At 69.9% G+C, this 15,235-nt stretch carries 20 protein-coding genes; 2 read left to right on the plus strand and 18 right to left on the minus strand.

The window, feature by feature from the left end; translation table 11 throughout:
- On the minus strand, positions 1-1,638 hold the full coding sequence (eccB, locus tag MUY14_RS33225) for a type VII secretion protein EccB (RefSeq protein ID WP_281506201.1): 1,638 nt from the start codon (positions 1,636-1,638) through the stop codon (positions 1-3).
- 591 nt (positions 1,639-2,229) lie between these two features.
- Here eccB and eccE point away from each other — a divergent pair.
- Positions 2,230-3,465 (plus strand): type VII secretion protein EccE, encoded by a 1,236-nt coding sequence (eccE, locus tag MUY14_RS33230; protein ID WP_247025368.1) that lies wholly within the window; start codon positions 2,230-2,232, stop codon positions 3,463-3,465.
- Complete coding sequence (locus tag MUY14_RS33235; RefSeq protein ID WP_086862313.1) at positions 3,462-4,181, plus strand: hypothetical protein; 720 nt, start codon at positions 3,462-3,464, stop codon at positions 4,179-4,181. The genes eccE and MUY14_RS33235 overlap by 4 nt, the downstream gene beginning before the upstream one ends.
- A gap of 46 nt (positions 4,182-4,227) precedes the next feature.
- On the opposite strand, the gene truA is transcribed toward MUY14_RS33235, so the two are convergent.
- The 17 genes from truA to rplR form a co-directional block, all read right to left on the minus strand.
- Positions 4,228-5,070: a tRNA pseudouridine(38-40) synthase TruA gene (gene truA, locus MUY14_RS33240; protein WP_247025370.1), complete on the minus strand. Its 843-nt coding sequence runs from the start codon at positions 5,068-5,070 to the stop codon at positions 4,228-4,230.
- 73 nt (positions 5,071-5,143) lie between these two features.
- Complete coding sequence (gene rplQ / locus MUY14_RS33245; RefSeq protein ID WP_247015072.1) at positions 5,144-5,692, minus strand: 50S ribosomal protein L17; 549 nt, start codon at positions 5,690-5,692, stop codon at positions 5,144-5,146.
- A gap of 41 nt (positions 5,693-5,733) precedes the next feature.
- Positions 5,734-6,804: a DNA-directed RNA polymerase subunit alpha gene (locus MUY14_RS33250; RefSeq protein WP_004558887.1), complete on the minus strand. Its 1,071-nt coding sequence runs from the start codon at positions 6,802-6,804 to the stop codon at positions 5,734-5,736.
- Between the two features lie 105 nt (positions 6,805-6,909).
- The gene (gene rpsD, locus MUY14_RS33255) at positions 6,910-7,515 is read right to left on the minus strand and encodes a 30S ribosomal protein S4 (RefSeq protein ID WP_247015074.1); all 606 of its coding nucleotides are present in this window, start codon (positions 7,513-7,515) and stop codon (positions 6,910-6,912) included.
- 23 nt (positions 7,516-7,538) lie between these two features.
- Complete coding sequence (gene rpsK / locus MUY14_RS33260) at positions 7,539-7,946, minus strand: 30S ribosomal protein S11 (protein WP_004558885.1); 408 nt, start codon at positions 7,944-7,946, stop codon at positions 7,539-7,541.
- Between the two features lie 18 nt (positions 7,947-7,964).
- Positions 7,965-8,150 carry a hypothetical protein gene (locus MUY14_RS33265; protein WP_247015076.1) on the minus strand — a complete coding sequence of 62 codons (186 nt, stop codon included), beginning with the start codon at positions 8,148-8,150 and terminating at the stop codon, positions 7,965-7,967.
- On the minus strand, positions 8,147-8,527 hold the full coding sequence (gene rpsM / locus MUY14_RS33270) for a 30S ribosomal protein S13 (RefSeq protein ID WP_004558883.1): 381 nt from the start codon (positions 8,525-8,527) through the stop codon (positions 8,147-8,149). Before rpsM ends, MUY14_RS33265 begins: the two co-directional genes overlap by 4 nt.
- A 206-nt stretch (positions 8,528-8,733) precedes the next feature.
- Positions 8,734-8,847, minus strand: coding sequence for a 50S ribosomal protein L36 (rpmJ, locus tag MUY14_RS33275; protein ID WP_004558882.1), 114 nt, complete (start codon positions 8,845-8,847; stop codon positions 8,734-8,736).
- A gap of 33 nt (positions 8,848-8,880) precedes the next feature.
- Positions 8,881-9,102 carry a translation initiation factor IF-1 gene (gene infA / locus MUY14_RS33280; RefSeq protein WP_004558881.1) on the minus strand — a complete coding sequence of 74 codons (222 nt, stop codon included), beginning with the start codon at positions 9,100-9,102 and terminating at the stop codon, positions 8,881-8,883.
- A 263-nt stretch (positions 9,103-9,365) separates the two neighbouring features.
- Positions 9,366-10,142 carry a type I methionyl aminopeptidase gene (gene map, locus MUY14_RS33285; protein ID WP_247025372.1) on the minus strand — a complete coding sequence of 259 codons (777 nt, stop codon included), beginning with the start codon at positions 10,140-10,142 and terminating at the stop codon, positions 9,366-9,368.
- A gap of 44 nt (positions 10,143-10,186) precedes the next feature.
- The gene (locus tag MUY14_RS33290) at positions 10,187-10,741 is read right to left on the minus strand and encodes an adenylate kinase (RefSeq protein ID WP_086862317.1); all 555 of its coding nucleotides are present in this window, start codon (positions 10,739-10,741) and stop codon (positions 10,187-10,189) included.
- Positions 10,738-12,045 carry a preprotein translocase subunit SecY gene (gene secY / locus MUY14_RS33295; protein ID WP_247025374.1) on the minus strand — a complete coding sequence of 436 codons (1,308 nt, stop codon included), beginning with the start codon at positions 12,043-12,045 and terminating at the stop codon, positions 10,738-10,740. Before secY ends, MUY14_RS33290 begins: the two co-directional genes overlap by 4 nt.
- Positions 12,046-12,498: 453 nt before the next feature.
- Complete coding sequence (locus MUY14_RS33300; protein ID WP_247015078.1) at positions 12,499-13,425, minus strand: hypothetical protein; 927 nt, start codon at positions 13,423-13,425, stop codon at positions 12,499-12,501.
- Between the two features lie 99 nt (positions 13,426-13,524).
- Positions 13,525-13,971: a 50S ribosomal protein L15 gene (gene rplO, locus MUY14_RS33305; protein ID WP_247015080.1), complete on the minus strand. Its 447-nt coding sequence runs from the start codon at positions 13,969-13,971 to the stop codon at positions 13,525-13,527.
- The gene (gene rpmD, locus MUY14_RS33310) at positions 13,968-14,153 is read right to left on the minus strand and encodes a 50S ribosomal protein L30 (protein WP_155548877.1); all 186 of its coding nucleotides are present in this window, start codon (positions 14,151-14,153) and stop codon (positions 13,968-13,970) included. The genes rplO and rpmD overlap by 4 nt, the downstream gene beginning before the upstream one ends.
- A gap of 1 nt (position 14,154) precedes the next feature.
- The gene (gene rpsE / locus MUY14_RS33315; RefSeq protein ID WP_103342416.1) at positions 14,155-14,802 is read right to left on the minus strand and encodes a 30S ribosomal protein S5; all 648 of its coding nucleotides are present in this window, start codon (positions 14,800-14,802) and stop codon (positions 14,155-14,157) included.
- A gap of 34 nt (positions 14,803-14,836) precedes the next feature.
- Positions 14,837-15,235 carry a 50S ribosomal protein L18 gene (gene rplR, locus MUY14_RS33320; protein WP_247015082.1) on the minus strand — a complete coding sequence of 133 codons (399 nt, stop codon included), beginning with the start codon at positions 15,233-15,235 and terminating at the stop codon, positions 14,837-14,839.

A 15,235-nucleotide genomic window follows, 5' to 3' on the forward strand; every position in this document is an offset into this window, starting at 1 on the left:
TCAGCTCCCCGCCGGGCGGGTCGGCGTCGAGAACGAACCCGCGTTCGGGTCGATCGGCACCGAGTCGAACTGCTTGAGCACGTCCTGGGTGTTCAGCGACGCCCCGGTCGGCAGCAGCCCGATGACCGACTCGGGCGCGGGCTGCCGGTTGTTCAGGCCGATCGCGTCCGCCGTCGCCGCGTCCGGGACGCTGTAGCGGATCCCGCGGTCCGAGACCAGCTGGATGGTGCCCTTGCCGAAGCTGTCCTTGCCGGTCGCGGACTGGACCACCGCGGCGAAGCCCGGCTTGAGGTAGAAGCCGTTGATCGGCACGCGGTTCGGGCCCGGCGTGGTCACCGTCATCGGGGTGAACTTGTCGCCGGTGCCCTTCTGGCCCGGCAGCTGCGTGTCGACGTACACCGAGGTGTGCGCGTCCTGGTCGGCGCCGGAGCCGACCAGCGACCAGCCCAGGCAGGCGACCGAGGAGTTCTTCGTCGCGTCGAGCACCGTCGGCACCGAACGCGGGAAGTCGTCGACCGCGATGTAGTCCTTGTCGGTGGGCTGCAGCACGTGCACGCCGGCCAGCTTGTCCAGGCCGAGGACCTGGATCTTGCTCCCGCTGCCGTTCTTCGCGACGCGGATGATGTCGGCGACCGCGTTGGAGATCTTCTGGATGCCGCCGGGCGTGATCGCCCAGTAGTCGGGCTGCGCGCCGGTCGGCTGTGTGGAGAAGACGTCGCCGACGGTCAGGCCGTCGAAGTCCGCCGGGGACTGGCCGCTCGGGATCTGCGGCGGGGTCAGGCGCGCGACCTCCGGGATCGCGTTCAGCAGCCCCGGCGTGATCTTCCGCCCCGTCGGCGGCAGCTGCAGCGCCGTCCCGACCGCGTTGTTGGCGTTGTCGACGTCGACCTCGGCGCGCACGGTGTTGGCGTTCGGCCGGTTCCGCGAGCTCGGCAGCCGGTAGACGAGGTAGGTCTTACCGTTGTCGGCCTTCGCCAGTAGCGCTTCGTTCTCCCCCAGCTCACTGCCGAGACCGGTGGGCGCGATGCCGCCGAAGACGTAGGTGTTGGTCTTTCCGGTGTCCGGGTTCGGCAGCGACGGGTCGAGCTGGACCTGGTCGCACACCGCCCAATTCGGGGAAATGCGCTGGGAATCCGACGGGATCAGCTGCGGGCCGTCCGGAATTCCGGTGAGTTTCTCGCGCGGAATGGACTCCAGCTGCGCGTCGGAAACGACCGTGGGGTTCTTCACACTCGCGGGGCTCGCCGCGGCGGGCGCGGCCGGTGCCGCGGGCGTGCCGCCGCTGCCCGCGCTCGAATTCTTCGACTGCGCCAGCAGCAGCAGGCGCGCGGACGCGAGGTTGAACGTGGGGATCAGCCTCTTCGGGTTGCCCGTGACGACGTAGACCGTGCCGGACTGTTCGCCGATCACGATGTTCCCGGCCTCCGGCACCGAAGGCGCCGGGCTGAGCAGGCCCCAGACGATGAACACGATCATGCCGAGCGCGCCCAGCACGACCCCCACGATGGTCGCCCTCGTGTGGGTGCGCATCGGGTCGTGCAGCATCACGGCGTCCCGCCGGACCAGCGCCGACTGCATCCGCCGCAGGACGAACTGATACGCCTGAACCTGAGACTTAGTCGTGGGTGTTGATGGCATTCTCGACCTACAGCTCTCCCCGTCGCGGTACGGTTCCGCAGGATAGCCGTACGGGGACCGTCTGGTGTGGGGTTTCTACCAACTCAAGCTAGTGTCGGACTCCCCGGGACCCGGCTTCCGGGTACGCAGCAAGCACGAGGGGAAGAGAAAGCGCGGATGTCCGTCACCAACCCTCCACGTCCGCCTGGCCCGCCCGGGCCCCCGCCGCCCGGCCGCCAGCCGGGCCCGCCGCCGCGTCCGGTGAGACCCGGTGGTCCCGGCGGCCCAGGAGGCGTCCCCGGCGGACCCGGTGGACCTGGCGGACCCGGTGGCGGTCCGGGTGGCCCGGGCGGTCCCGGCATGCCCCCGCGTGGCCCTGGTGGCCCCGGTCCCGGCGCTCCTGGTCCCGGTGGTCCCGGTCCGCGTCCCGGTGGCCCCGGCGGTCCTGGTGGGCCTGGCGGCCCCGGTGGTCCGGGTGGACCCGGCGGTCCTGGTGGCGGCGGTCCTGGTGGCCCGGGTGGTCCCGGTGGCGGCGGTCCTGGTGGACCCGGTGGCCCGAGCGGCCCGCAGGGACCCGAAGACAGCCCCGCTCCCCCGTCCGGCGCGACGCGGCTGGCCCCGCCGGCGCGGCGCCGCTCCTCCGGCGTCAACCTCGGCCCGCTCCCGGTCGCGAACCTCGTCGTGCTCGAGGTCGGCCTCGCCGTCGGGCTGGTGCTGCTCGCGATCGACATGTCGCTCAAGTACGTCGGCATCGGCATCGTCGCCTTCGCCCTCATCGTCGCGCTGCTGCGCTGGCGCGGCCGCTGGTTCACCCAGTGGATCGGCCTCACGATGCGCTACTCGTTCCGCTCCCACGACCGGACCGCGAACCCGCTGCCGCCGAGCACCGTCGAGGAGCTGGCGGCCGAAGAGACCGCGGTGACCGGCCCGGACGACGCCCGCGTGAACCTGCTCCGCATCGCGGTGCCGGACCTCGTGGTGGCGCACGGCGTCGACCACGAACGCCAGCAGGTCGGCCTTTCCTGGAACGACGGCACGTGGACGGCGGTGCTGCTCGTCGAGCCGACGCCGGCACTGATCACCCAGGCCGGTGGCGCGCCCAGCCTCCCGCTGTCGGCGCTCGCCCCCTGCCTCGAAGACCGCGGTGTGGTCCTCGACGCCATCCAGATGATCTGGCACTGCTACCCGGGCAGCGCGGCGCTGCCGTCGGACTCGCCGGCGCTCAGCTCCTACATGGAGGTGCTCGGGCCGCTGCCCGCGGCGGCGCGGCGGACGACGTGGGTCGCGATCCGGCTGGACCCGAAGCGCTGCCCGGCGGCGATCCGCGAGCGCGGCGGCGGCGTCGTCGGCGCCCACCGCGCGCTGATCGGCGCGCTTTCGCGGGTGCGCAACGCACTCGAGTCCCAGGGCGTGCCGACCCGGCCGCTGGACCCGGACGAGCTGCTGCGCGCCGGCATCTCGGCCGCGGAGCTCACCGCGGTCGCCGGTTCGCCGAACAAGGTCACGCTGCAGGAACGCTGGTCCGGCGTGACCGCGGCCGGCATCGGCCACGCGAGCTACGCGATCACCGGCTGGCCGAAGGGCAAGATCGCCGGCAGCCTCGACGCGCTGACGAGCGTCCGCGCGCTGTCGGCGACCCTCGCGATGTCGATTTCCCCCGCGTCCGACGAAGGCAAGATCGGGCTGCGCGGCGTGGTCCGGCTGAGCGCGCGCAACCCGCGTGAGCTCGACGCCGCCGACCAGCGGCTGCACGGGCTGTCCGAGCGGCTCGGCGTGGACCTGACGCCGCTGCGCGGGCTGCAGGTCTCCGCGTTCGCCGCGACGCTGCCGATCGGAGGTACGGCATGACTTCCCGCGTCCGTGACGCCGGGCAGAACACCGGGGTGTCGCCGGAGTTCACCGTGGACCCCGCGATGCTCGACGCGATCAGCCCCTCGGGCGACCGCGGTGGCATCGTGCTCGGCTCGGGCCTCAAGGGCGAGCCGCTGACGATCTCGGCGCTGCGCTCGACCCCGACGCGCATCGTGCTGGTGGGCGGGCTGTACCTGGCCCGCCAGGTCGCGATGCGCGCGATGGCGGTCGGCGCGTGGGTCGTGGTGGCGACGGGCCGTCCGACGGAGTGGCAGGTGCTGTCCCGGGCGGCCGGCAGCCGCGACGGCCGGCCGTCCCCGCTGGTGCAGATCCGCCGCCTGTCCCCGGTCGAGCTGCCGAGGCCGTCGGAGGACGCACCGCTGCTGGTCGTCACCGACGGCGGCCCGACCCCGCAGGACCTGTTCCCCCCGCGCTCGCCGTGGCAGACGACGATCTACGTCCTCCCGTACCTGCACCCGCAGGCGGGCGCCACGGCCAACGCGGCGGACCTGGTCCTGATGCAGCGCCTCCCGGCCGGCCAGGCCGAGCTGGCGGCCCGCATCTGGCGCCTGCCGCCGCAGATGATGCGGCAGCTGACGACGTTGAAGGACGACCAGGTGGTGGCGCTGGGCCGCAACCTGTGGCGTCCCCTTCGCCTGGTGACGACGGGCAAGGAGCAGCAGCTCCTGGGCCCCGTCCGCCGCGGCGACTGACCCGCCCGGCCCTCGTGAGCGGGAAACAGTGTTCTGACCCTGTTTCTCACTCACGACCGGCGGGGGACGTGCGGACGTTGCGGGTCTGGTCCGCGCGGGCCGCGAGTTCCGCATCCGGCGGGTAGTCCACGCCGAGCAGGGTGAGGCCGTGGGCCGGGGCGACCGCGCTGTCGCGGATGCCGCTCTCCAGGACCTTCGACGGCCACCTGTCCGTGCGGCGGCCGTCGCCCACCAGGAGGAGCACGCCGACCAGGCTACGGACCATCGAGTGGCAGAACGCGTCCGCCGAGACCTCGACCTCCAGCAGGTGCTCGTCCACCCGCGTCCACACCAGGCGCTGCAGCTCGCGGATCGTCGTGCCCGTGTCGCGCTGCTTGCAGTACGCCGCGAAGTCGTGCAGGCCCAGCAGTTCCGCCGCGGCCGCGTTCATCGCGTCCGTCGAGAGTGGACGGCCCCACGCGAGGGTGTCGTTGCGGCGCAACGGGTCCACGCCCCAGGGCGCGTCCGAGACCCGGTAGCGGTAGTGGCGGCGGATCGCCGAGAACCGGGCGTCGAAACCCGCCGGGGCGACGCGGGCGCCCAGGACGCGGACGTCGCCGGGCAGGAGGCGGTTCCAGCGGCCCGTCATGCGGGTCAGGTCCGGGATGCCTTCGGCGGACACGGGGATCCGGCCGGGAGCCCCCGGGGCAAGCGGTACGACGTCGACGTGGACGACCTGGCCGGTCGCGTGCACGCCGGCGTCCGTGCGGCCCGCCACGACCACGGACTTCGGCACCGACGCCCCGGGCGGCTGGCGCTGCAGCGCCTCTTCCAGGAGCCCCTGGACCGTCCGGCGGCCCGGCTGGCGGGCCCAGCCCGAGAAGTCCGTGCCGTCGTAGGAGACGTCCAGACGCAGACGAACGAGCCCGCCCTCCCCAGCGGGAGTGGCGGGCTCGTCCGGTGTCGAATCTGCCGTCAGGACTTCAGTCCTTCTTGGCGTCCGCGTCGGCCTCGTCCGAAGCCGGGGCTTCGGTCTCGGCGGCGGCGGTGTCCTCGGCCGGAGCCTCCTCGGCGGCGGGCGCCTCGGTGGTCTCCTCCGCGGCCGGGGCGGCGGCGGGCTTCTCGTCCTTCGCGAACTTCGTCTTGCGAGCGCGCTCGGCTTCCGAAGTCACCGTCTTCTCGGCCACCAGCTCGATGACGGCCATGGGCGAGTTGTCGCCCTTGCGCGGCATCGTCTTGGTGATCCGGGTGTAGCCACCCGCCCGCTCCGCGAAGTGCGGACCGATCTCGGCGAACAGCTTGTGCACGACGTCCTTGTCACGGACGACCTTCTGCACCTGACGGCGGTTGTGCAGGTCGCCCCGCTTCGCCTTCGTGATCAGCTTCTCGGCCAGCGGGCGGACCCGCTTCGCCTTCGCCTCGGTCGTCGTGATCTTGCCGTGCTCGAACAGCTGCGTGGCCAGGTTGGCCAGGATCAGCCGCTCGTGCGCGGACGACCCGCCGAGCCGGGCTCCCTTGGTAGGGGTGGGCATTGGTTCTCCTAGTTCAGCTCACAGCGTCCAGGCTCAGCGCCTCAGAGCTGCTCGGTCTCTGCGTAGTCCTGGCCATCGTCGTGGCCGTCCGAAATCCCGTCGGCGATGCCACCGACACCCTCCGACCAGCCTTCACCGTCGTAGCTGGCGGCCGCCGCGGTCGGGTCGAACCCGGGCGGGCTGTCCTTCAGCGCGAGGCCGAGACCGACGAGCTTCAGCTTGACCTCGTCGATCGACTTGGCGCCGAAGTTGCGGATGTCGAGCAGGTCCGCCTCGCTGCGCGAGACGAGCTCGCCCACCGTGTGGATGCCCTCGCGCTTGAGGCAGTTGTACGACCGGACGGTGAGGTCCAGGTCCTCGATCGGCATCGCGTAGGCAGCGATGGTGTCCGCTTCCTGCGGCGACGGGCCGATCTCGATGCCCTCGGCGTCGACGTTCAGCTCGCGGGCGAGACCGAACAGCTCCACCAGCGTCTTGCCGGCCGACGCGACCGCGTCGCGCGGCGTGATCGACGGCTTGGTCTCGACGTCCAGGATCAGCTTGTCGAAGTCGGTGCGCTGCTCGACACGGGTGGCCTCGACCTTGTAGGTCACCTTGAGCACCGGCGAGTAGATCGAGTCGACCGGGATCCGGCCGATCTCCGCGCCCGCCTGCTTGTTCTGCAGGGCCGGAACGTAACCGCGGCCGCGCTCGACGACGAGCTCGATCTCGAGCTTGCCCTTGCCGTTCAGCGACGCGATGTGCAGATCCGGGTTGTGCACGGTGACACCCGCCGGCGGCACGATGTCGGCCGCCGTGACCTCACCCGGGCCCTGCTTGCGCAGGTACATGGTGACCGGCTCGTCCTCTTCCGAGGACACCACGAGCTCCTTGAGGTTCAGGATGATGTCGGTGACGTCTTCCTTCACCCCGGGAACGGTGGTGAACTCGTGCAGCACGCCGTCGATGCGGATGCTCGTCACGGCCGCGCCCGGGATGGACGACAGCAGCGTACGACGCAGCGAGTTGCCGAGCGTGTAGCCGAAGCCGGGCTCCAGCGGTTCGATGGTGAACCGGGAGCGGGTCTCGTTGACCGTCTCTTCGCCGAGAGCCGGCCGCTGGGAAATCAGCATTCTTCCTAATTCCTTTCCAGACGACGCCCGCCATATGACGTCGAAGGGATGGCGCGGCGGCGGCGCACCTGTTGCGCCGCCGCCCGTATTCCGACCGGGGCCGGACTACTTCGAGTAGAGCTCGACGATCAGCTGTTCCTGGACCGGAACGTCGATCTGCGCGCGCTCCGGGAGCTGGTGGACCAGCACGCGGAGGTTGGACTGGACGACCTGCAGCCACGCCGGGATCGGGCGGTCGCCGTAGGACTCCTTGGCCACGACGAAGGGCAGCATCGCGAACGACTTCGGCCGCACGTCGATGATGTCCCACTTGGTGACCTGGTACGACGGGACGTTGACCTTGACGCCGTTGACCAGGAAGTGGCCGTGGCTCACCAGCTGACGCGCCTGACGGCGGGTGCGGGCGATGCCGGCGCGGTAGATCACGTTGTCCAGGCGGGACTCGAGGATCTGCAGCAGGTTCTCACCGGTCTTACCGGGACGCCGGACGGCTTCCTTGTAGTACCGGACGAACTGACGCTCGAGAACGCCGTAGGTGTAGCGAGCCTTCTGCTTCTCCTGCGACTGCAGGAGGTACTCGGACTCCTTGATGCGCCCGCGGCCGTGCTGGCCCGGCGGGTAGGGGCGACGCTCGAAAGCCTGGTCGCCGCCGATGAGGTCAACCTTGAGGCGACGCGAAATACGCGTCGCGGGGCCGGTGTAACGAGCCATTTCTTCTTACTCCTCCCCGTTCCTCAGACCCGGCGCCGCTTGGGCGGGCGGCAGCCGTTGTGAGGCTGCGGGGTCACGTCCTGGATGGTGCCGACCTCGAGGCCGGCCGCCTGCAGCGAGCGGATCGCCGTCTCGCGGCCCGAACCCGGGCCCTTCACGAAGACGTCGACCTTCTTCATGCCGTGCTCGGCGGCCTTGCGGGCAGCGTTCTCGGCGGCCATCTGCGCGGCGAACGGGGTGGACTTGCGCGAGCCCTTGAAGCCCACGTGCCCACTCGACGCCCACGCGATCACGGCACCGGTCGGGTCCGTGATCGAGACGATGGTGTTGTTGAAGGTGCTCTTGATGTGCGCGTGACCGTGCGCGACATTCTTCTTTTCCTTGCGGCGGACCTTCTTGGCCCCGGCCGCAGTACGAGACTTCGGTGGCATGTTGTGAGGGATCTCCTGTTAGCGCGCGTTCTCTTGGTGAGCGGCGACCGCTTCGGCCTGTCCGCGCCGGATGATCGAACCGGCGTCGGTGTACAGGTTGCGGAGCGCCATCGGGCGGGCGTAGAGCGCCTTGGGCGAAACGCAAGCCGTGCCGCGGCGGCGGACGCCGCCCATCTGCACGACCTTCTTGCCCTGGACGCTCACTTCTTGCCAGCCTTCTTCTTGCCGGCGACCGTCTTCTTCGGACCCTTGCGGGTACGGGCGTTGGTCTTCGTGCGCTGACCGCGGACGGGAAGTCCGCGACGCCAGCGAAGGCCCTCGTAGCACCCGATCTCGATCTTCCGACGGATGTCGGCGTTCACCTCGCGGCGAAGGTCACCCTCGACCTTGAAGTTCTCTTCGATGTACGTACGCAGCTTCGCGAGGTCGTCATCGCTGAGGTCTTTGACGCGGGTGTCCGCGTTGAGCTCGGCAGCCTTGATGAGCTGCTTCGAGCGGGTACGGCCGATGCCGTAGATGTACGTAAGCGCGATCTCCAACCGCTTTTCGCGGGGGAGGTCTACGCCAGCGAGTCGTGCCATTGGCGCTGATGCTCCTTCGTGGGTTTCCTCTTCAGGTCTGCTCCCCGTCCGGTTCCGGGACCGACTCGCCTGTCGTGCCCTCTGCTTGCGCTTCGGGTGTCCCGGCCCCGGCCTGAAGTCCGGGGGTGAACCGGGCCACTCGCGTGGCCCGGCAGGTGCGGGGAGGTTGTGTAGCCGTCAATCCACTCTGGTCGAGTGCTGGGCGATCAGCCCTGCCGCTGCTTGTGCCGCAGGTTCTCGCAGATCACCATGATCCGGCCGTGACGGCGGATCACCTTGCACTTGTCGCAGATCTTCTTGACGCTCGGCTGGACCTTCACGTCTTCTGCTCTCCTAGTAGCTGCTCTTCGTGATCACTTGTAGCGGTAGACGATGCGACCACGAGAGAGGTCGTAGGGCGAGAGCTCCACGACAACCCTGTCCTCGGGCAGGATGCGGATGTAGTGCTGCCGCATCTTGCCGCTGATGTGTGCCAGGACCTTGTGACCGTTCTCCAACTCGACGCGGAACATCGCGTTGGGGAGCGGCTCGACTACGCGGCCTTCGACCTCGATGGCCCCGTCTTTCTTCGCCATGTCCTCCGCATTTCCCTGTCGGTATCGTCTGTCGCCACACCTGATCAACTCGAGCACTAGTGCTGGGTCGGGTGTTGCGTGGCACACTGGTGCCCGGCTCCCAAGATCGTGAATTCACGAGCGCGCAGGATCCGGGCGCGATAAGTGCGCCGACTTGACAGTGTACGCAGGTCGTGTCGCGACCCCCAAACCGGGGGTGACCATGCTAAAGGAACGTGCAGGTGGACGTGACCGCGATCACCGCTTGTGGGTGAATGCGCAGGTCAGGCGTCTTCGGGTGCGGTGAGGACCCAGGGACCGTTCTCGGTGATCGCCACCGTGTGCTCCCAGTGCGCCGCGCGGGAGCCGTCGGCCGTGACGACCGTCCAGCCGTCGTCCAGCTCGCGGGTCTCCCCGCCGCCGCCGGTCAGCATCGGCTCGATCGCCAGCGCCATGCCGGGCTTGAGCCGCGGGCCCTTGCCGGGCTTGCCGACGTTCGGCAGGAACGGGTCCATGTGCATCTGGCGGCCGATGCCGTGGCCGCCGTACTCGAGGATCATCCCGTACTCGATGCCGTCGTCGCGGCCCGCACGCTCGGCCGCCGTCTGGACGGCGTGGGAGATGTCGGTCAACCGGCCGCCGGCGCTGACCGCCTCGATCCCGGCCCACATCGCCGCTTCGGTCGCCGCGGACAGCGCCAGGTCGGCGTCGGAGACGGCGCCGATGGCCAGCGTGACGGCGGAGTCGCCGTGCCAGCCGTCGAGGATCGCCCCGCAGTCGACGGAGATGATGTCGCCGTCGGCGAGCACCTGGGTCTTCGCCGGGATGCCGTGGACGATCTGGTCGTTCACCGAGGCGCAGATCGACGCCGGGAAACCGTGGTAACCCTTGAACGACGGCACCGCGCCGGCGTCCCGGATCGTCTGCTCGGCCAGCTCGTCGAGCTCGGCGGTGCTGACACCCGGTTTCGCCGCGGCGCGGACGGCCGCCAGCGTGCGAGCGACGACGAGACCCGCCGCCCGCATCGCCTGGAGCTCGTCCGGGGTCTTGACCTCGATCATGCGCCCGCGGCGGAGCACTTGCAGAACACGCAACCCTCCGAGATTCACGTGCGGTCGCGCAGCGCTTCCAGCACCCGGCCGGAGATCTCCTCGACGCTGCCGACGCCGTCGACGGTCACGAGGATGTCGGCGTAGTACTCCAGCAGCGGCGCGGTGTCCGACACGTAGATCTGCTGACGGCGGCGGATGACCTCTTCGGTGTCGTCCGCGCGGCCACGCGACATGAGCCGGCCGACGACGACGTCCTCCGGCACCTGCAGCTGGATCACCGCGTCGAGCGAGACGTCGGTGTCGCCCAGGATCTCCCCGAGGACCTCGGCCTGCTTGGTGTTGCGGGGGAAGCCGTCGAGCAGGAAGCCGACCTTGGCGTCCGGCTCCGCGAGGCGCTCGCGGACCATTTCGTTGGTCACCGAGTCGGGCACGAGCTCGCCCGAGTCCAGGTAGCGCTTCGCTTCCTGGCCGAGCGGGGTCTCCTGGCCGACGTGCGCGCGGAACAGGTCGCCGGTCGAGATGTGCGGGATCCGCAGCTGCTCGGACAGGGCCACCGCCTGCGTACCCTTACCCGCGCCGGGCGGACCCACGAGAACCAGCCGCGTCACTTCAAGAACCCTTCGTAGTTGCGCTGCATCAGCTGGCTTTCGATCTGCTTCACGGTGTCGAGCCCGACACCGACCATGATCAGCACAGCCGTGCCGCCGAACGGGAAGTTCTGGTTGTTCCCGCTACCGGTCAACGACAGGAAGAAGTTCGGGAGGATCGCGATGATGCCCAGGTACAGCGAGCCCGGCAGGGTGATCCGGCCGAGCACGAAGCTCAGGTACTCCGCGGTCGGGCGGCCGGGGCGGATGCCCGGGATGAACCCGCCGAACTTCTTCATCTCTTCCGCACGCTCGTCCACGTTGAACGTGATCGTGATGTAGAAGTACGTGAAGAAGATGATGAGCGCGAAGTACAGCGCGATGTGCACCCAGCTGGACTGGTTCACGATGTAGTTCTTGATGAACACCTGCCAGCCGGAGTTGGCGTTCTGGTCGCCGACGAGGCGGCTGATCAGGTCCGGCAGGTACAGCAGGGAAGACGCGAAGATGACCGGGATGACACCGGCCTGGTTCACCTTGATCGGCAGGTAGGTCGACGTGCCGCCGTACATCCGGCGGCCGATCATGCGCTTGGCGTACTGCACCGGGATCCGGCGCTGCCCCTGCTCGACGAAGATGACGCTGGCGATGATGATCAGGCCGAAGACGCAGACGACCGCCAGGCCGACCCCACCCGCGTTGCTGAGGATGTTGCCGCCCTCGACCGGGATGCGCGCCGCGATGTTCAGGAAGATCAGGACGGACATGCCGTTGCCGATGCCGCGCTCGGTGATCAGCTCGCCCAGCCACATCATCACGGCGGTGCCCGCGGTCATCGTGACGACGATCAGGGTCAGCGAGTAGATGCTGTTGTCCGGGATGATCGGCGAGGCGCAGTCGGGGAAGAGCTGCTTGCGGTCCGCGAGCGCGACCACACCGGTGGCCTGCAGGATCGCCAGCGCGATCGTCAGGTACCGGGTGTACTGGGTCAGCTTGCCCTGGCCGGACTGGCCTTCCTTCTTCAGCTCCTCGAACCGCGGGATGACCACGGTCAGCAGCTGGATGATGATGCTCGCCGTGATGTACGGCATGATGCCGGTCGAGAAGAGCGACAGCTGCAGCAGCGCACCGCCGCTGAACAGGTTCAGCAGCTGGTAGACGCCTTCCTGCTGCGCCTGGGAACTACAGGCCTGGACGGCTCCGTACGAGATCCCGGGTGCCGGAATGGTCGCACCGATTCGGTAGACCGCGACGATGGCTAGCGTGAACAGGATCTTCTTGCGTAGATCCGGCGTCGCGAGAGCCGAGCGGAAGGCGCTGAACACGCGGGGGACCTCCTCGGCGTCGTCGGCCGTCCTCAACCGACGATCGGCTTGGCCGGCACGGTGGCCGGCGGGAACACACAGCACTACTGGCACGCAAGCCAGGAACGCTTCGGGGCACACTCGTCCCGAAGCGTGTCGCCGACTCTAACAGCTTCACAGGGCGTGTCCGCAGTCCGTGTGCGTTTTCCGTACCAAGGTTGCTCCGGCGGGTTGATCCACATCGTCGTCTTGGCGGTATTCCTTGACAGATTGTGGATCAAGCGCTTAATGCCTGGTGCCCGGGATTGCGGCTTCCACCTGCGGGACGGCTGCCGGGCGGGTACCCGTCGCGGGGATTCGGAGGTGTTCCCGCACCGGCGCGGGCCGAGGGGCGCCGTAGCCCGTTCGATGATCGTCGGCGGGGCCGGTCCGGCGAGCACCGTCGGTCAGCGTTCGCCCCTGGCGCAAGCGTGATCAGCCGGGCTGCCCTGGCTGTTCCGGCTCTTCGGGTGGCAGGACGGTGATCGCGACTCCGCTCGGCGGTGTCGGGGTGTCGGCGTAGGCGACGGCCGGGTCGGCCCAGTCGCGGTTCCGGTGGGGCAGGTGGGCGACGACCGCGGCGGCGACGGCCACGGCGGCGGCCAGGATCAGCAGCCACATCCCGGTCGTGGTGACGACCTCGAGGTCGACGTCGCCGACCAGGGCGCTCAGCTCGAACCGGTTCATCCCGACGGTGGTGACCACGCCGGCGGTGAAGACGGCGGCCGCCCCGATGAGCAACCGGCCGCGCCCGGTCCGGGAGAAGGCCACGAAGGCGGCCGCGAACAGCAGGACGGCGGCGAGGACGAGCGGCACCCCGAGCGGCGCGCCGGCCCGGTCGGTGGCGTCCTGGCCGGGGATTTCGACGCTGGTGCCCCAGGCGGTCTGGGTGATGACCAGGCGGGTTTCGAAGGAACGCTGGCGGACGCTGAGGTGCTCCTGCACGCGGAAGAGCGGCAGCAGGGTGCCGGCGACGGTCAGGAGGGCCGCGAGGAGGGAGAGGGCGGCCGGGAGGAAACGCACAACCCCGGCGGCGGGGGCCGGCGCGGGAGCCTCGCCGGGCTGGGCCGGCTCCGGCTCGGCCGGCTGAAGCGGCAGGCCGGGCAGCTGCGCGACGGGGAACGGCGCCGGCAGCGAAGGCTGCGGGTGCGACGCATCGGCCGGGAAGACCGAGGGCGCGGGCGGCCGCGGCGGCTCCACCGGGAAGTCCCACGGCGCCGGCGGCGAAGGCCGTGCCGGCTCCCCCGCCTGCGCACCCGCGCCCGGCTCGAGACCGGCCGGCCTCGGGGCCTCGACCGGGAAGCTCAACGGCGACTCGGCCGGGTCAGCCGGGTCGAGCGGGTCCTGCGGTGATCTGTCCACTCCCCGATCCTGGCGTCCGGATCCGCCTCCCGGCAAGGAACCCGGGTACGCCGAAGGCCCGCCTGGCGAGCCAGACGGGCCTTCGGAGAGCGGAACAGCTCAGTTGGTGGTGGCCGAACCGCCGGCCGCCTCGAGCTTCTCCTTGGCGGAGCCGGAGAAGGCGTCCGCCGTGATGTCCAGCTTGACGCCGTTGAGGTCGCCGTTGCCGAGGACCTTCACCAGCTTGCCCTTGCGGACCAGGCCGCCCTGCACGAGCTCCTCGGCGCCGATCTTGCCGCCGTCCGGGAAGACACGGGCGATGTCGCCCACGTTCACCGGCTGGTACTCGGTGCGGAAACGGTTCTTGAACCCACGCAGCTTCGGGAGCCGCATGTGGATGGGCATCTGCCCACCCTCGAACCCGGCGGGCACGTTCTTCCGGGCCTTGGTGCCCTTCGTACCGCGACCGGCCGTCTTGCCCTTCGAACCTTCACCACGACCCACGCGCATCTTCTCGCGCTTGGCGCCCGGAGCCGGACGCAGGTGGTGGATCTTGATGGCCGTCATGCCTTGACCTCCTCGACCTCCACCAGGTGGCGGACGGTGTGGATCAGGCCGCGCACCTGGGGGGTGTCTTCACGCACGACGCTCTGGCGGATCTTGCGCAGCCCGAGGGTGCGCAGCGACTCGCGGTGAGCGTGCTTCGTGCCGATCTTGCTCTTGACCTGCGTGACCTTGAGCTCAGCCATGTCAGACCCCCTGGCCCGCACGCTGGCGCAGCATCCGGGCCGGCGCGACGTCCTCGAGCGGGAGACCGCGGCGGGCCGCGACCTCTTCGGGACGCTGCAGACCCTTCAGGGCCGCCACGGTCGCGTGCACGATGTTGATCGCGTTGTCGGAGCCGAGCGACTTCGACAGCACGTCGTGGACGCCCGCGCACTCCAGCACCGCGCGCACCGGGCCACCGGCGATGACGCCGGTACCGGCGGACGCCGGGCGGAGCAGCACGACACCGGCGGCTTCCTCGCCCGTGATCGGGTGGGGAATGGTGCCGCCGACGCGCGGGACGCGGAAGAAGTTCTTCTTCGCTTCTTCGACGCCCTTGGCGATCGCCGCGGGAACTTCCTTGGCCTTGCCGTAGCCGACGCCGACCTGACCGTCACCGTCACCGACGACGACGAGGGCGGTGAAGCTGAAGCGACGACCACCCTTGACGACCTTGGCGACGCGGTTGATCGTCACGACCTTCTCGAGGTGCGGGGTCTTGTCCTGGCCGGCCCCGCCACGGCCGCTGTCGCGCCGGTCCCGGCCGCCACCGCGACGGTCATTGCGGTCGTTGCCGCCCTGCCCGCCGGGTCCGCCCTGTCCGCCGCCGAATTGCCGTGTACGTCCCGGCATCAGGCTTTCCTTCCGTTAACAAGCTTCTGCATCGTCAGAACTCCAACCCCGCCTCGCGGGCGGCGTCGGCGAGCGCGGCGATGCGGCCGTGGTAGGCGTTGCCCCCACGGTCGAACACCACGGCCGAGATCCCGGCGTTCTTGGCGCGCTCGGCGACGAGGGCCCCGACCTTGGCGGCCTTGGCCTTCTTGTCACCGTCGAACGCACGCAGGTCCGCCTCGAGGGTGGACGCCGACGCCAGCGTGTGGCCGGCCAGGTCGTCGATCACCTGCACGGCGATGTGCCGCGAGGACCGCTTGACGACCAGGCGCGGGCGCTGCTCGGTGCCCGAAACCTTCTTGCGGAGCCGGAAGTGCCGACGGGCCTTCGCGACGCGGCGCCGGGTCGAGACGTCCGTGCCGACCGGCTTGCGCTTCGTAGTCGTGTCGCTCAT

Source organism: Amycolatopsis sp. FBCC-B4732, assembly GCF_023008405.1.
In the GTDB taxonomy this organism is placed as follows: Bacteria; Actinomycetota; Actinomycetes; order Mycobacteriales; family Pseudonocardiaceae; genus Amycolatopsis; species Amycolatopsis pretoriensis_A.

Excerpts from the sequence above, each read along its gene's own strand:
- rplO (WP_247015080.1), bottom strand. The coding sequence starts at position 13,971 with ATGACGGCCATCAAGATCCACCACCTGCGTCCGGCTCCGGGCGCCAAG.
- rpsE (WP_103342416.1), bottom strand. The coding sequence starts at position 14,802 with ATGCCGGGACGTACACGGCAATTCGGCGGCGGACAGGGCGGACCCGGC.
- MUY14_RS33235 (WP_086862313.1), top strand. The coding sequence starts at position 3,462 with ATGACTTCCCGCGTCCGTGACGCCGGGCAGAACACCGGGGTGTCGCCG.
- rpmD (WP_155548877.1), bottom strand. The coding sequence starts at position 14,153 with ATGGCTGAGCTCAAGGTCACGCAGGTCAAGAGCAAGATCGGCACGAAG.
- rplQ (WP_247015072.1), bottom strand. The coding sequence starts at position 5,692 with ATGCCCACCCCTACCAAGGGAGCCCGGCTCGGCGGGTCGTCCGCGCAC.
- MUY14_RS33250 (WP_004558887.1), bottom strand. The coding sequence starts at position 6,804 with ATGCTGATTTCCCAGCGGCCGGCTCTCGGCGAAGAGACGGTCAACGAG.
- rpsM (WP_004558883.1), bottom strand. The coding sequence starts at position 8,527 with ATGGCACGACTCGCTGGCGTAGACCTCCCCCGCGAAAAGCGGTTGGAG.
- eccB (WP_281506201.1), bottom strand. The coding sequence starts at position 1,638 with ATGCCATCAACACCCACGACTAAGTCTCAGGTTCAGGCGTATCAGTTC.
- infA (WP_004558881.1), bottom strand. The coding sequence starts at position 9,102 with ATGGCGAAGAAAGACGGGGCCATCGAGGTCGAAGGCCGCGTAGTCGAG.
- rplR (WP_247015082.1), bottom strand. The coding sequence starts at position 15,235 with ATGAGCGACACGACTACGAAGCGCAAGCCGGTCGGCACGGACGTCTCG.
- rpsD (WP_247015074.1), bottom strand. The coding sequence starts at position 7,515 with ATGGCTCGTTACACCGGCCCCGCGACGCGTATTTCGCGTCGCCTCAAG.
- rpsK (WP_004558885.1), bottom strand. The coding sequence starts at position 7,946 with ATGCCACCGAAGTCTCGTACTGCGGCCGGGGCCAAGAAGGTCCGCCGC.
- map (WP_247025372.1), bottom strand. The coding sequence starts at position 10,142 with ATGATCGAGGTCAAGACCCCGGACGAGCTCCAGGCGATGCGGGCGGCG.